Here is a 13,716-nt window from a genome sequence, read left to right on the forward strand (position 1 = left end):
ACAAATGGCAGTCGGCGTCCCGATCACGCTCCACGGATGATCCGATTCACGATCAATTCTACAGGACTGTGAAACGGATCACAGACCAGCGCAGCGAGATGGAGGACGCCAACTCCAGCACGTTGCGCCGACCCGGCGGCCTGTCCCGCACCAGGCCGCCGGGTCATTTGACCACACGGAGTTGCAACATGGATTTTTTGAATCATCTTGTCGCCGCCAGACTGATGAAGACGGCAGAGGGTTTTGAACGCATCGGCGCCCACGGTGCATCGCGGCGGCTGCCGGCTCCGACCCGTGCGCGGGCGACGAGCACACCGGCGCTCGGTCTCGTCGTCGACAATTCGGCGGGGAGCGAACCGGTGCCGGCGCTTGCCTGCCCGGACGATCAAGGTTGCAGCGCCGGATTGTAGGACCGCGGCGCTCCAAACACGTCCCCGGGGGCGTGAACCCCGCGGACCAGACCATGCGCCGGCAGCGGACGATCTCAACATGCCCTGCCGCAACGCGGCCGGCGCGGCGCCTAGCGCCAAAATGGCATCATCTCACGATCAAAACTCGCGCTTGCCACGGCTGGGAACAGCCGATAGCTTTTTTGAACCTTTCAAAGCGCGACGGATCATCGAGCATGTTTTCACGGCGGACCAGCCCCACGGGTGTGAAGGTGTCGAACGGGACGCCACGCGCGGCCCTCACCGTCTCGAAGACGGTGCTGGTGGCGGCGGCAGCCATGCTGAGCGTCGCCGCGGCGGCGCAGGCGCGCGATCTCACGGTGGTGTCGTGGGGCGGCAACTATCAGGACGCGCAGCGCAAGATCTACTTCCAGCCGTTCGCCGCCAAGCTCGGCGCCACCGTGCTCGACGAGAGCTGGGACGGCGGCTATGGCGTGCTGCAGGCCAAGGTGAAGGCCGGGGTGCCGAACTGGGATGCGGTGCAGGTCGAGGCCGAGGAGCTCGAGCTCGGCTGCAGCGACGGCATCTATGAGAAGATCGACTGGAGCAAGATCGGCGACAAGAAAGGCTTCATCCCGGCCGGCGTGAGCGATTGCGGCGTCGGCGCCATCGTGTGGTCGACGGGCATGTCCTATGACGGCGACAAGATCAAGGATGGGCCGAAGACCTGGGCGGACTTCTGGGACACGGCGAAGTTTCCGGGCAAGCGCGGCCTGCGCAAGGGCGCCAAATACACGCTCGAATTCGCGCTGATGGCCGACGGCGTGCCGGCGACCGACGTCTACAAGGTGCTGAAGACCAAGGAGGGCGTCGAGCGCGCTTTCAAGAAGCTCGACGCGCTCAAGGCCGACATCGTGTGGTGGGAGGCCGGCGCGCAGCCGCTGCAGCTCCTGTCATCCGGCCAGGTCGCGATGACCTCGGTCTATAACGGCCGCATCAGCGCCATCAACCGCACCGAGGGCAAGCATTTCGGCTTCGTGTTTCCGGGCAGCATCTACGCTGTCGACAGCTGGGTGGTGCTGAAGGGCTCGCCGAACAAGGACGCCGCGATGAACTTCATCGCGTTTGCGAGCCAGGCCGAGAACCAGGCCAAGCTGCCGGAATACATCGCCTATGGCCTGCCGAACATCGCCGCCGCCAAGCTGGTGCCGGAAAAGTTCGCCGCCGAGCTGCCGACCACGCCGGACAATCTGAAGCAGGCGATCGCGCTCGACGTCGGCTTCTGGACCGACAATTCGGAAGAGCTGTCGAAGCGCTTCAACGCCTGGCTCGCGCGCTGAGGCTCGCCGCTTCAGCAAACCGGGCGCGCGATGATCGTCGTCGCGACGCGCGCCTGCCCTCCTCGTGCATGAGTCCCGGCGAGGTCCGCGCCGAAAGCCTCCGTCATGGATACCCCCTTCATCTCGTTCCGGCATGTGGTCAAGCGCTTCGCTGCACTGACCGTGGTCGACGATCTCGATCTCGATATCGCGCGCGGTGAGTTCGTCGCCCTGCTCGGGCCCTCCGGCTCCGGCAAGACCACGCTCCTGATGATGCTCGCAGGCTTCGAGCAGCCGACCAGCGGCACGATCGAGGTCGGCGGCGCCAGGGTCGACGGGCTGCCGCCGCACAAGCGCAACATGGGCGTGGTGTTCCAGAACTACGCGCTGTTCCCGCATATGAGCGTGCGCGACAACATCGCCTTTCCGCTCAAGATGCGCGGCACGTCCAAGCCCGAGATCGCGCAGCGCGTCGCCCGCGTGCTCGACATGGTCAAGCTGTCGGCCATGGCCGAGCGCAAACCGGCGCAGCTCTCCGGCGGCCAGCAGCAGCGCGTCGCACTCGCCCGCGCCCTGGTGTTCGAGCCGCAAGTGGTGCTGATGGACGAGCCGCTCGGTGCGCTCGACAAGAAGCTGCGCGAGCAGATGCAACTCGACATCCGCGACCTGCACCGCCGGCTCGGCCTCACCATCGTCTTCGTCACCCACGACCAGGACGAGGCGCTGACGATGTCCGACCGCATCGCCGTGTTCAACCACGGCAGGATCGAGCAGATCGGCACACCGCGCGAGATCTACGAGCTGCCGCGCACGCCATTCGTCGCCGAGTTCATCGGCGAGACCAACCTGCTGGCGTGCAAGCTCGACGAACACGCGGGCGAGGTGATGCGGCTGACGACAGACTCGGGCCTCACGCTGTCGGCGCATGCCGGCGCCGCCCGCATCGATGGCGGCAAGGTGCAGGTTTCGATCCGTCCCGAGGCCATCCGGATCAACGATCATGCAGCGGCGACCGCGAACCGCCTGACCGCGCGCATCCTGGATGCGGTGTATTTCGGCGATCACGTGCGTCTGGTCGCCACGGCCGGCGCGCAGCGGCTGATCATCAAGGGCGATCGTGCCGGTCAGGCCGCGGAGGTCGGCAGCGAGGTCGCGCTGTCGTTCACGGCGTCGGATGTCTGGGTGGTGGGATCATGCGACCAGACTTCCGCCAACGGTTGACGGCAGTTCTGCTGCTGGCGCCGCTTCTAGCGTTCATGCTGTCGTTCTTCGTCGTGCCGCTGGTGACGATGATGAGGTCGGCTGTATCCGATCCAGTTGCGACCGAGTCCCTGCCCCGCACCCACAAGGCGCTGGCGCGCTGGGACCGCACGAGCGTGCCTCCTGCAACCGCACAGGCTGCGTTCATCGACGACATCCGCAAGCTGACCAATGACGAGCAGTTCGGCGATCTCGTTCGCCGCCTCAACAGCGCGCAGTCCGGATTCCGCAGCCTGCTCGGCAAGACCCGCCGCGCGCTCGACGGCACCGACGCGGTCGACCTCGCAGCAATCGACTCGCGCTGGAGCGAGACCTCCTATTGGACGACCATCGCCGAGGCCGTCGCCTCGCCCTGGACCGACAAGAACCTGCTCGCCGCCGTCGACCTCGAGCGCAACGCCGCCGGCAATATCGCTGCGATGCCGGAGGGCGCCTCGGCCAACCGCCTGATCATGATCCGGACCTTCGTGACCTCGGCGCTGGTGACGCTGGCCTGCATCCTCATCGGCCTGCCGTTCGCGATGGTGGCCGCCTCGGTCGACGGCTGGCGCCGGCAGATCCTGCTCGGCGCGGTGCTGCTGCCGCTGTGGACCTCCCTCCTGGTACGCACCGCGGCCTGGTATGTCGTGCTGCAGGACAACGGCCTGATCAACGCCACCTTGAAGGGGCTCGGCCTGACGTCAGCGCCGGTGCCGCTGATGTTCAACCGGCTCGGCGTCGTCATCGCCATGACACATGTGCTGCTGCCGTTCATGGTGCTGCCGATCTTCAGCGTGCTGATCGCGATCCCGCGCAATCTGATGCCGGCGGCGGCCTCGCTCGGCGCGCATCCGCTGCGCGCCTTCGTCCACGTCCTGCTGCCGCTGTCGATGCGCGGCGTCGTCTCCGGCGCCCTGCTCGTGTTCATGGCCGCGCTCGGCTACTACATCACGCCGGCGCTGATCGGCGGCGCCAACGATCAGATGATCAGCTCGGTGATCGCCTACTACGCCACGGGAGCCGCGAACTGGGGCATGGCCGGCGCGCTCGGCCTCGTCCTGCTCGCGATGACGATCCTGCTCTACGCCCTCTACATCCGGCTGACCTCGACCGAGGAGCAGCGCGCATGAAATGGCTGCCGCTCGTCAAGCTGCTGTTCGCGATCGCCGTCATCGTGTTCCTGCTCGGGCCGTTGATCGCGGTGCTGCCGCTATCGCTGACCGACAGCGTGTTCCTGAACTATCCCATTCCCGGCTATTCGACGCGCTGGTTTCGCGAGCTGGTCACCGCCGACTCCTGGCGGCTCTCGATCGTCAACAGCCTGCTGATCGGCGCGGGGACCACAGCCCTTGCAACGTTGCTCGGCACGCTCGCCGCGCTCGGCCTGCGCGGCAAGCCCGCCTCGCTGCTGTTCGCGACGCTTCGCACCGTGTTCCTGCTGCCGATGGTCGTGCCGGCGGTGGTGCTCGGCGTCGGCATGCAGCTGATGTTCTCGCGCTACGGGCTCACCAACACCTATCTCGGCGTCATCATCGCGCACACCGTCGTCGCCGTGCCGTTCGTGCTGGTCAACGTCTCCTCGGCCTTGCAGGGCGTCGATATCCAGCTCGAGCGGGCCGCCGCGAGTCTCGGCGCTTCGCCCGCCGTGGTGCTGCGCTCGGTGACGTTTCCCATCGCGCTGCCCGGCATGATCTCCGGCGCATTGTTCGCTTTCGCGACGTCGCTGGACGAGGTGGTGCTGACGCTCTTCGTCGCCGGCCCCAATCAGCGCACCCTGGCGCGGCAGATGTTCGCCACCATCCGCGAGAACATCAGTCCGGCGATCGTCTCGGCGGCGGCCGTGTTCATCGTCGGGACGATCGTGCTGTCGCTCGCGATGCTCGCGCTCCGGCGGCGGATGACGTGAGGGAAGGCACCGGTCCGTAGGGCGGATGAGCGCAGCGTAATCGGCCGCCCCGTGCGCGAACAGCCGCTATGCGCACAACAGCCGGAATGGCGGATTACGCTGCGCTCATCCGCCCTACGGCTGCCCTACCCCGCCTTCACGTATTTGCGCCAATTGTGCGCTTCCTTGAACCCGAGCACCTCGCGCGTCTTGCGGTTCGACAGCGGCGCCTCGTCGTCACCCATCTCGCGGGTCACCGGCACATTCGGACAATAGCGGCGCAGCAGCTCGCGCGTCGGCATCGTTGCGGTGACGGTGTCGTTGACCGCGTTGAAGACCTGGAAGCCGAGCCCGTCCTTCTCGATCGCCAGATGCACGATCTCGCCGAGGTCGCGGGCGTCGATATAGGACCAGGCGTTGCGCTTGCGCGACGGCGGGTCGGCGAGGAAGCGGGGGAACATGTCGTATTCATGCGGCTCGATGACGTTGCCGATGCGCAAGCAGTAGATGTCGATGCCATAGCGCATCGCAAAGGCGCGCGCGGTCTTTTCGTTCACGACCTTGGACAACCCGTAGGAATCCATCGGGTCGGTGTCGTAGTCCTCCTCGAGCGGAAAGCTCCTGAAGTCCTTGTCGCCCTCCGCGAAGCAGACGCCATAGGTGGTCTCGCTGGAGGCGATGATGATCTTGCGCACGCCGAGCTTCGCAGCGGCCTCGATGACGTTGTAGGTGCTGATCGTGTTCACGCGAAAGGTCTCGTTGTCGGGCTCGATCAGCACCCGCGGGATCGCGGCGAAATGCACCACCGCATCCGGCGCCCGTGGCGGCCGGCCGGCGTTGAAGCCGCCGAAGCCATGATGCGTGGTCAGCGCGTTGAAGGCCTGGCCGCTGTCCGTCAGATCCGCGATCAGGGTATTGATCCCGGGGTGATCGAACGGCTTGAGGTCGACGTTGAGGAGCGCGTAGCCCTTGTTCTGCAGATGCGGCAGCACATGCCTGCCCGCCTTGCCGGTTCCCCCGGTGAACACCACGCGCTTGGCTGTCATTGAGCTCGTCATCCCCTGTGAGTGCGTGATCGCTTCTAGCAGTTTCCAGCGAAGCTGCTCCACAAGGAACTTGCAGCCTGCCGCGCGGAACGCGGCCTGCTTTCAATGCCGCGTGGAAGCCTATTGCCGCACTGCGTTGATAGCTCCGCCTCCCGGCAGGTGACATCAGGCCAACCGCCCCGATCCAGCCTGCGCGCATTTCTGTCGATCCGAAAATCGCCTCCCATCGCGACACGGCAATCTCTGGATGCGTCGCCGGCACATCACCCGATCGCGATGCAAACGACGATCATTCGCAGAATTTTTTCGGCGCTGAGTAGCCAAGTTTCCCATTTTCGAATAGGTAATATAGTGCGGTCACAATGTATTGGGACGGCAGGTTCGTCCCTGAAGGGATATTGTCATGAGATTGTCGTCGAGTGTCGTCGTGTCCTCGGCTGCCGCCGTGCTGGCAACCGTCCTGCTGTGCGGTCCTGCCGCATCGCAAATCACACCAGGCTCCGCCCCCTCGCTTCCGGGCGTAACGGTCGACGCACCGAAGCAGGCGACAAAGCTCCAGAGGTCGAAGACCACGGCCGACACCGGGATCTCGCGCCGCACGCGGTCGACGGCGTCGTCGACGGCGCGCGCGCCGTCAGTTGCGTCGGACTCCGTGGAAGCCAGGATCGCCAAGCTGGAGAGAGCCGCCAGCAGCTGCAACGGCGGCTGCGAGACCAGCTTCAAGTCGGGCAATGCGCCTTGGGTCGGATGCAGCTTGTCCGGTCAGGAATTTTCGCATTTCGATACGACCTGCTCCGACACCCTCAGGTACAAGCACTACGCGGACTGTGCGGAGACCAAGGCGTTCCTGGGCTGGGATCGCAACAAGGTCTGGCTGCATTGCAGCAGCCTGCTGGCCGGCGGCAAGTTTCAGGTCGCCGAGATCAAGCGGTTGAAGCGCGCCCAGTAGTTTGATGGCTTGACCTCTCGGCCTCATCTGAGGTCAGCTCCTGTGAGGTGACGTCTGGCGGCCTGCGATTGCGGCAGGCCGCATTGTTTGCAGGCCGGCTGGCATGTCGGCCTGTGAAGGCCCGTAGGCCGAGGAGTCGAGCACGCGCATGCGGCGAAGCGCCCGCCCAAGGGCGGCGCTTTCACGCGAAGATTTTTTCACGCGAGGACGATGGAAAGCCGGTCCATGAGCCCTGCTGCAACGATCCGGCGCCTGCGGGCCGACGATGCGGCATGCTTCAAGGCCCTTCGTCTGGAGGCGCTGACGATCAGCCCGGAATCGATGGGCAGCACCTTCGAGCTGGAGAACGGGCTTGGCGTCGAATGGTTCGCCAGGCGGCTCGAGGACACCCACACCCTCGGCGCCTTTCGAGACGGCGAGCTTGTCGGCACGCTGGGCTTCGTCGTCCAGCAGGGGCCGAAGCACGCCCATAAGGGCCGGCTGTTCGGCATGTACGTTAAGCCAGCCTTTCGACGGAGCGGGCTCGCGCGCCTGTTGGCGAATGACATCCTGGATGTCGCGCGCGAGCAGGTCGAGATCGTTCAGCTGATCGTCGTCCAGGACAATGTGCCGGCGCGACGGCTCTACGAAAGCATCGGCTTCGTGGAATTTGGCCTGGAGCTGAAAGCCGCGAAGGACGGCGGCCGATACTACGACGAGGCGCACATGGCGCTCGACTTCAGTCGTGCGGCTGACAGCACCTGACAACCGAGCTGCTGGGATCGATCGGTTCTCCCATTCAAGGCGATGGCGGCATGGGCCGCAGTCACGAGCTGATGAGATGCGCGCAGCACAGGGGAGCCCGACATCACGATCACCTTGGGACGCCACCGGCCGCTGATCCAGACCCCCTGGGACGAAGCGGCCGTTCGGGTCGCGATCGACGACATTGCAGCCGACACGATCGCCCAGTTCGATCCCGACAATTTCTGGCCGGCCCATCCCAGCGACGACGGGACGGCAGACGGTGACCCCAGCTTCTACAAGGGCGCGGCGGGGGTGATCTGGGGGGCTGGACTACTTGCTCCGTATCGGTGCGACAGGCCGTGCGAAGGACTTCCGCCCCGTGCTGTCGAGGCTAATGGAGCGGACGGTCATCGATCACGCAGCCAACTCGCCTGCCGACTACGAGAAACACGGCTCGCTGCTCCGTGGCGAGGTGGGGGCCGCCCTTCTCGCCATGCGGCTCACGCCACTGTCGAGCCTCGCCGACCTCATTCATTGGCACGCCGAGAAGAACGACGAACTGCCGATCCGGGCAGCTGATGATTTCGTTCCTTTGCACTTGCTCGCTTCGAGACGCCTGACGGCGGGGCTGCCGGCAGAGATTGCGACGCGTTTTGATATTGCTTTGGCTCTTGGCAAGGCGCAATCTGATGACACTGGATGGCCGACTTTTCGTTGGCCTCACGATTTCACCAAAACATTCTTTTCTGGCCCCTTCAATCTCATTCGAAAAGGGAGAATTGTCGTGAGACTTGCGATTTTTGTTGTCGTGGCCCTGTTGGGATCTTCGGGCGCGGCTTTCAGTGAGGCGAGCGATTGCAATATCGAAGCTTTCAAGGCGATGCGCATCGAGGATTCGTCCCTTGCAGTCATGCTCGCCCAGCTCAAGTTGATCAATGAGGCGAACTATGAAGAGGCAAAGAAGTCTGCCTCCGCAATCATCCCCGAATATTTCGCTGGAGATTTCAAGAGCTTCGCGGCAAAGCGCGCCAGCATGTACCAAGAGACGCGGTTCAACTATAGCGTTGACGAAGCGAAGCATCTGGTGACGTCGGGCGTCGATGAAAATGGCCTTGCCGCCTACACGGCCTGCCTTCAGTCGAGATCGCCCCTGACCGCTGTGGTGACCAAGAGCCCCAGCCAGCAGATCGTCAGCTTACGAATCCGCTTCGAGCCTAAGAGCGCGATCCCGAACCCCAATCCCCTCATCATTCAGGTCATTGGCGGAGAGTCGTTTGGCGTTGTCGGCGACCAGAAAGACAAGATCGTCGAGGCTAGCGTCGGTCCCGGAGAGCGGATCTACGTCTTCAAGCGAGTACCAAACTCGGAATTTGTCGCCGTCGTACAGATGCCGTCGCTCAGTCTCGCTGCAAATGACGTTTCGTTACCTCCACCACCGGTCTTGAAGGAGATCGTGCAGACAAAAAGCATATCGGTCAATGGCGGACCTATGCATCTCGATCATCCTACAGGCGCGCCGGTCGGCAAATCAGCAGGCCCGGTGCAAACATGCGCTGCGGCGGACGCAGGTTGGGAGCTGATACCCGATACCGCTGCTCTTTCCTTTTCCGAAACACGTCCGGGGTGCTTTACCGGAAAGAGCGCGGTCGCCGACGAAAGCAAGGTCTGCTTCAACGTGACGCTCAGCATCAACGCGGGTGACTCCTGCGACGTCAATTGGACCGTCTCCACCAAACAGCGTCGCACCGTGAAGGTGTTTCAATAAGCGTGCGGCTCCGGATCTCGCAAGAAGGCGGTTGGATGGCGATCAAGCACTGAGCGACCGTCCCACCGTCGGCCTGGCGCTTGGCACGGCGCTCATTGCCGCGGCAGGAGCGACCGTCCTACGCCACTGCGATGTCCAGCATTTGCCGCCGATCGGCGGTTTCGTCGTCCTGCTCGGGCTTGCCGCCGCCGCGCCTGAGGAGACCGGGCGGCCTTCGTCCAGCCGGGACTTTCGCGTCCAATGCCGGTCAGCATCTGTGCCGAGATGAACCTTCTGCCTGCTGCCTTGACCTACTCAAGGGCGGGAGGAGATCGAGGTCGCAATGACGGCTCTGACCAAGGCATTTCATAAGGCATTTTCCGAAGCATCCGACAGTACGAAACACGAACTGCTCAAACAGTTCCTTCTGCTCTGTGCCGCCATATTGCTGGTGTCGGCGATGGCGCTGACCTACGGGACGGATCTGAGCCACGGCTTTTTCTGATCGGTCTTTTCTTGCTCCGCGTCGGTGAACGGCGGCCGGTGATCGGCATACCCATGTTTGCCGCGGGCATGAGCGGAACGCCCGGCCTATCGCGCCTCGACGAGCGCCGCGAGCTTCGCGAGCGCCATCCGCCAGCCGGCCTCGTTGTCGGCGGGCGATACGCCACGGGGCAGTCCATCATGCGTGGCAAGGAGTTTGGTCCCGCCATCCGCATCGGCGAGCGTGATCGTGATGGTCATCTCGCCGCGTAGCGCAGGATCCGTGGTCTCGAACTCGTCCACTTCGACAACCTGCTCATTCGGGACGAGCTTCACAAAGCGACCGCGATACGTATCCGTGTGCGCCGTCGTCTTGCCGGTCCCGGTCGGCACGTCATAGGTAAGCGAAATCCGCAACGCGCCGCCTTCACGGGCGTCGAACGCATGCACGTCGCAGGTCATCCCGTCCGGCACCTTCCATTTTGCGATCGCGCGCGGATCGAGCAGCGCTCGATAGACCGCCGGCCGAGGCGCGGCGATGTAGCACCGTATCGAAAGGGTCTCGCGCATGTTCATTCCCCGCGGACCTTGGGCATCGTCTCGAGCCATCATCCGATAGGACCGATGGTGTACCGACGGCAGGCTTTTGGATAGGCTGGTTGCCAATCATGCGCCCCGCGGCCTGCCTGCTTGACGCGACCGACGGACAGCACCCGAGAGCCCGACACGATGATCACCCTGGGACGACATCGGCCGCTGGTCCAGACTCCCTGGGACGAAGCGATTGCCCTGGCCGCGATCGAAGACATCGCGGCAGATGCGATCGCCCAATTCGATCCCGATCATTTCTGGCCGGCCCACCCCAGCGACGACGGGACCGCCGACGGCGATCCCAGCTTCTACAAGGGCGCCGCGGGTGTGATCTGGGCCCTCGACTACCTGCATCGTGTCGGCGCAACCCGAGCGACCAAGGATTTCCGCCCCGTGCTGTCCAGGCTGATGGAGCGGACGGTCATCGACCACGCAGCCAATTCGCCTGCCGACTACGAGAAACATGGCTCGCTGCTCCGTGGCGAGATGGGGGCCGCCCTGCTCGCCATGCGGCTCACGCCACTGTCGAGCCTCGCCGACCTCATTCATTGGCACGCCGAGAACAACAACGAGCTGCCGATCCGGGAGCTGATGTGGGGCCTGCCGGGGTCGATGGTCGCGGCGGTCCACATGGCGGGGATGACCGGGGAAGCGCGCTGGCGCCGCCTGTTCGAGGGGCAGGCGGCCCGGCTGTTGGCCGAGTTGGAGGACACCCCGCAGGGGCCGCTCTGGACCCAGGATCTATATGGCGCCAAGGACCGCTTTCTCGGACCCGTTCATGGCTTCGCCGGCAACGTCATCCCGCTGTTGCTCGGATGGGACTGGCTGACGGCGGCCCAGCAGGCTCATGTGGCCGCCTTCGTCCCGAAGGCGCTCGCGGCCAACGCATGGCGCTATGACATCGGAACCACATGGGGACCGCGAAGCAAGCGTGAGAAGCGGCTGTTCCTCTGTCAGCACTGTCATGGTGCCCCGGGCATGGTGACGACCTTCGCCGACGCGCCGTTCGCGACGCCGGACTTCGACGCGCTGCTGCTGGACGGCGGACGCTTCACTTGGGCCGCTGGACCGCTGACGAAAGGCTCGAACCTCTGCCACGGCACCGGCGGAAACGGCTACGCCTTTCTCAAGCTCTATCGCCGCACCCACGACCCGGTCTGGCTCGACCGCGCGCGCCAGTTCGCGATGACCGCCATCGTGCAGGTTCGCGGCGGCCAGATGGTCGCCGGCCGCGGACGCTATTCGTTATGGACCGGCGACGTCGGCCTCGCCGTCTACCTCTGGGATTGCATCACCGGAGAGCCACGGTTTCCGACGATCGACGTGTTCTGAAGCAAGTTGGGGACTGCTATCAATGTCTGTTTCGAGCAAGGAAGAGACAAGCACGATATCATGATGCAGGTCTTCCTGATGTTCAGCTTTCGTGTGAACGAGACCTTCGCCCTTGAAAGTCGCCGGTTGTTTGTTCTGGCTGGCGAGATGGCAGGTGGGCAGATTTAGGCCGGCATGATCGTCAGCGTGCCGCTAAACTCTTCGCTATCTATCTCTGCCCCCATTCACAGCATCGAATTTGCCCGTAGAACCGGTGGGCGAGACGATGTCTGCCTCTGCATTGCCTATGAAGACTCTGATGAACTCGAAATATGGAAGGGACTTGATCTCAAAACGAGATCGTAAAAGGCGTACCCACGGCACACTCCGTCTAACCCTCTTGCTGGAGGTCTCTTGAGTGACAACGGCGACCTTCCAATAGAGCGCGCCAAGTGCTTTCGTCCGGTTCAGATCGGGGAGCCGGTCTTGTCGGCATTGGTGCGCGGTCGTCTCTTTGCCCCTCATCCGCATCCAGATCGCCTACGCCAGAAAAACTCGTTTTGACTGCGGCCTCAAACACATGTCTCTGTCCAGTCTCCCGAGCATGAAGATTCTTGTTTCTTTTTTCCAGAATTTATGCTTCTATCTGCCCGTCCCGTCTCACAAGAGGGGCGCTTCGCGGTCGTCACGAACGTCGAGGCGGGATGCGGTGGGCGTGTCGATGTTGCAGCGTGGCTGAGCCGCGCCGACGAACGACGTCGATGCGCACGGTCAAGTCGCGTGGTCCTGGCATCCCGACGCTGATGTCCAGCGCAAGGTGCGCAAGCGCGTTGTGCGATACGGTGGCCAGAAAGCCCGGCGCACCGGGGAGATCGCGAAGCAGCCGTCAAAACCATCGCGCGGGGAATGCCGGGTGTTCTCGGCTGAACCTGTGGTGACTGCCGCCTGCTTTTTTTCTGCAGGCGGGCCATGGGTGCGGCCAGCGCCCGGCATTCCCCGTGCCCTCTTCGACGAAGAGGGTGGTCGATCAGAACAGCTCGGACGCAAAGCGCGCCGCGAGACAGCGAAGCCATGTCTGAAAATCCAGACCGCAGCATCCACCCGACACACCCGTCCGACGATCAGCAGGCCGCCGATGAAGCGAAAGAGCGGCACCGCGAAGCGCCCGGGCATCCCACTCTTGTCTGGGCAAGCCCCGCGATGTGGATGGCCGGGCCTTTGCCGCGCCGAAGCGACCGCGGCCGCGCAAGCGGGACGAGCCCGGCCGGGACGACGCGGCGACAGAAGGACAGACGCATGAATTCACGACTATGGTCGCCCTGCCCTGGGGCTGGCGGACCCGCGACGCGAGCCACGGCTGATCCTTGGCTTTGACGTCAGAGGATCTTCAATGATCGTGAGATCGAACGAGGCTGGGTCACCGGCCTGATCGGCCGATGGTGGGCACGACAGGGGCGAAAACACGGATCAAGATCAATGATTTAGGCACCCGCACCAGCGTTCCAGGGCTCTTGGTTTCAAAAGGGAATTTCTGGCGATGCCTGCACCATCCAAGGGGTAGGCTGGAAGCCAGAATCGCCTGAAAGTTGCCAAGACTTCAGAAAAGTTGACTGCCTGCCCTTTGGGCTCGGCGCCCAAAGGTGAAGTTCGGATCCCTCGTTCGCCCAACCTCTCCTGTGTTTCGATGGTTGCGGGGAGGTGCAGCCACTGCTGGCATAACAAGACTACTTCTTTGATTTTCCTGGGTATTAGAGAATTCAAGGATACCCATCAACTCGCCGCGTAGCTCGGCATGGACCTCGCCACGTTTCTTGCCGGGAGTGAGTACGATCTCGCCGATGAGCGAGCGGAGCGCCTCGGCGGCCTCGCGTCCGCCATCCGGATCGGCGAGCGCCTCGGTGAACCGACCGACGTTCTTGCGATAGACGTTGGCGATGTTGGGATGCATGTCGGGAATGTCGGCGGGAGCCTCTGACAGGCGCTGTGTGATCTCCGCCTTCTGCCGTTCAAGCTCGTCGATCCGCGCCTTCATCG

The 13,716-nt window shown here is 63.8% G+C and carries 13 protein-coding genes and 1 pseudogene; 10 read left to right on the forward strand and 4 right to left on the reverse strand.

Annotated elements, in window-relative coordinates; genetic code table 11:
* Positions 1 to 98: 98 nt before the first annotated feature.
* The 5 genes from QX073_RS32325 (at position 99) to QX073_RS32345 (ending at position 4,853) form a co-directional block, all read left to right on the forward strand.
* Entirely contained in the window at positions 99 to 410 is a 312-nt protein-coding gene (locus tag QX073_RS32325) for a hypothetical protein (RefSeq protein ID WP_315716604.1), read from the forward strand.
* A 317-nt stretch (positions 411 to 727) separates the two neighbouring features.
* Positions 728 to 1,729 carry an ABC transporter substrate-binding protein gene (locus QX073_RS32330; RefSeq protein ID WP_315716713.1) on the forward strand — a complete coding sequence of 334 codons (1,002 nt, stop codon included), beginning with the start codon at positions 728 to 730 and terminating at the stop codon, positions 1,727 to 1,729.
* A gap of 105 nt (positions 1,730 to 1,834) precedes the next feature.
* Positions 1,835 to 2,929, forward strand: coding sequence for an ABC transporter ATP-binding protein (locus QX073_RS32335; RefSeq protein WP_316174956.1), 1,095 nt, complete (start codon positions 1,835 to 1,837; stop codon positions 2,927 to 2,929).
* Positions 2,930 to 2,964: 35 nt separating this feature from the next.
* A complete protein-coding gene (locus QX073_RS32340) occupies positions 2,965 to 4,077 on the forward strand; it encodes an ABC transporter permease (RefSeq protein WP_316175102.1) in 1,113 nt (370 codons plus the stop codon).
* Positions 4,074 to 4,853: an ABC transporter permease gene (locus QX073_RS32345; protein WP_315753338.1), complete on the forward strand. Its 780-nt coding sequence runs from the start codon at positions 4,074 to 4,076 to the stop codon at positions 4,851 to 4,853. The genes QX073_RS32340 and QX073_RS32345 overlap by 4 nt, the downstream gene beginning before the upstream one ends.
* A 125-nt stretch (positions 4,854 to 4,978) precedes the next feature.
* Here QX073_RS32345 and QX073_RS32350 read toward each other — a convergent pair whose 3' ends face one another.
* Both QX073_RS32350 and QX073_RS32355 read right to left on the reverse strand, forming a co-directional pair.
* A complete protein-coding gene (locus QX073_RS32350) occupies positions 4,979 to 5,878 on the reverse strand; it encodes an NAD(P)-dependent oxidoreductase (protein WP_316168072.1) in 900 nt (299 codons plus the stop codon).
* 357 nt (positions 5,879 to 6,235) lie between these two features.
* On the reverse strand, positions 6,236 to 6,601 hold the full coding sequence (locus QX073_RS32355; RefSeq protein WP_315716599.1) for a hypothetical protein: 366 nt from the start codon (positions 6,599 to 6,601) through the stop codon (positions 6,236 to 6,238).
* A 31-nt stretch (positions 6,602 to 6,632) separates the two neighbouring features.
* On the opposite strand from QX073_RS32355, the gene QX073_RS32360 reads away from it, so the two are divergent.
* From QX073_RS32360 to QX073_RS32375, 4 genes are all read left to right on the forward strand, one after another.
* Positions 6,633 to 6,827 carry a hypothetical protein gene (locus tag QX073_RS32360; RefSeq protein WP_315716598.1) on the forward strand — a complete coding sequence of 65 codons (195 nt, stop codon included), beginning with the start codon at positions 6,633 to 6,635 and terminating at the stop codon, positions 6,825 to 6,827.
* A gap of 225 nt (positions 6,828 to 7,052) precedes the next feature.
* Positions 7,053 to 7,571, forward strand: a complete 519-nt coding sequence (locus QX073_RS32365; RefSeq protein ID WP_315825432.1) for a GNAT family N-acetyltransferase — start codon at positions 7,053 to 7,055, stop codon at positions 7,569 to 7,571.
* 376 nt (positions 7,572 to 7,947) lie between these two features.
* Positions 7,948 to 9,318 (forward strand): hypothetical protein, encoded by a 1,371-nt coding sequence (locus QX073_RS32370; protein WP_315825433.1) that lies wholly within the window; start codon positions 7,948 to 7,950, stop codon positions 9,316 to 9,318.
* Between the two features lie 322 nt (positions 9,319 to 9,640).
* Entirely contained in the window at positions 9,641 to 9,802 is a 162-nt protein-coding gene (locus QX073_RS32375; RefSeq protein WP_315716595.1) for a hypothetical protein, read from the forward strand.
* Between the two features lie 86 nt (positions 9,803 to 9,888).
* Here QX073_RS32375 and QX073_RS32380 read toward each other — a convergent pair whose 3' ends face one another.
* Positions 9,889 to 10,350, reverse strand: coding sequence for an SRPBCC family protein (locus QX073_RS32380; RefSeq protein ID WP_315716594.1), 462 nt, complete (start codon positions 10,348 to 10,350; stop codon positions 9,889 to 9,891).
* 159 nt (positions 10,351 to 10,509) lie between these two features.
* On the opposite strand from QX073_RS32380, the gene QX073_RS32385 reads away from it, so the two are divergent.
* The gene (locus QX073_RS32385; protein ID WP_316226975.1) at positions 10,510 to 11,703 is read left to right on the forward strand and encodes a LanC-like protein; all 1,194 of its coding nucleotides are present in this window, start codon (positions 10,510 to 10,512) and stop codon (positions 11,701 to 11,703) included.
* 1,576 nt (positions 11,704 to 13,279) lie between these two features.
* On the opposite strand, the pseudogene QX073_RS32390 reads toward QX073_RS32385, so the two are convergent.
* Positions 13,280 to 13,716 (reverse strand): annotated as a pseudogene (locus QX073_RS32390) (hypothetical protein); the annotation flags it as partial.

The organism is Bradyrhizobium sp. SZCCHNS3052 (genome assembly GCF_032484495.1).
GTDB lineage: Bacteria > Pseudomonadota > Alphaproteobacteria > Rhizobiales > Xanthobacteraceae > Bradyrhizobium.

Excerpts from the sequence above, each read along its gene's own strand:
- QX073_RS32325 (WP_315716604.1), top strand. The coding sequence starts at position 99 with ATGGAGGACGCCAACTCCAGCACGTTGCGCCGACCCGGCGGCCTGTCC.
- QX073_RS32330 (WP_315716713.1), top strand. The coding sequence starts at position 728 with ATGCTGAGCGTCGCCGCGGCGGCGCAGGCGCGCGATCTCACGGTGGTG.
- QX073_RS32335 (WP_316174956.1), top strand. The coding sequence starts at position 1,835 with ATGGATACCCCCTTCATCTCGTTCCGGCATGTGGTCAAGCGCTTCGCT.
- QX073_RS32340 (WP_316175102.1), top strand. The coding sequence starts at position 2,965 with ATGCTGTCGTTCTTCGTCGTGCCGCTGGTGACGATGATGAGGTCGGCT.
- QX073_RS32345 (WP_315753338.1), top strand. The coding sequence starts at position 4,074 with ATGAAATGGCTGCCGCTCGTCAAGCTGCTGTTCGCGATCGCCGTCATC.
- QX073_RS32350 (WP_316168072.1), bottom strand. The coding sequence starts at position 5,878 with ATGACAGCCAAGCGCGTGGTGTTCACCGGGGGAACCGGCAAGGCGGGC.
- QX073_RS32365 (WP_315825432.1), top strand. The coding sequence starts at position 7,053 with ATGAGCCCTGCTGCAACGATCCGGCGCCTGCGGGCCGACGATGCGGCA.
- QX073_RS32370 (WP_315825433.1), top strand. The coding sequence starts at position 7,948 with ATGGAGCGGACGGTCATCGATCACGCAGCCAACTCGCCTGCCGACTAC.
- QX073_RS32375 (WP_315716595.1), top strand. The coding sequence starts at position 9,641 with ATGACGGCTCTGACCAAGGCATTTCATAAGGCATTTTCCGAAGCATCC.
- QX073_RS32380 (WP_315716594.1), bottom strand. The coding sequence starts at position 10,350 with ATGCGCGAGACCCTTTCGATACGGTGCTACATCGCCGCGCCTCGGCCG.
- QX073_RS32385 (WP_316226975.1), top strand. The coding sequence starts at position 10,510 with ATGATCACCCTGGGACGACATCGGCCGCTGGTCCAGACTCCCTGGGAC.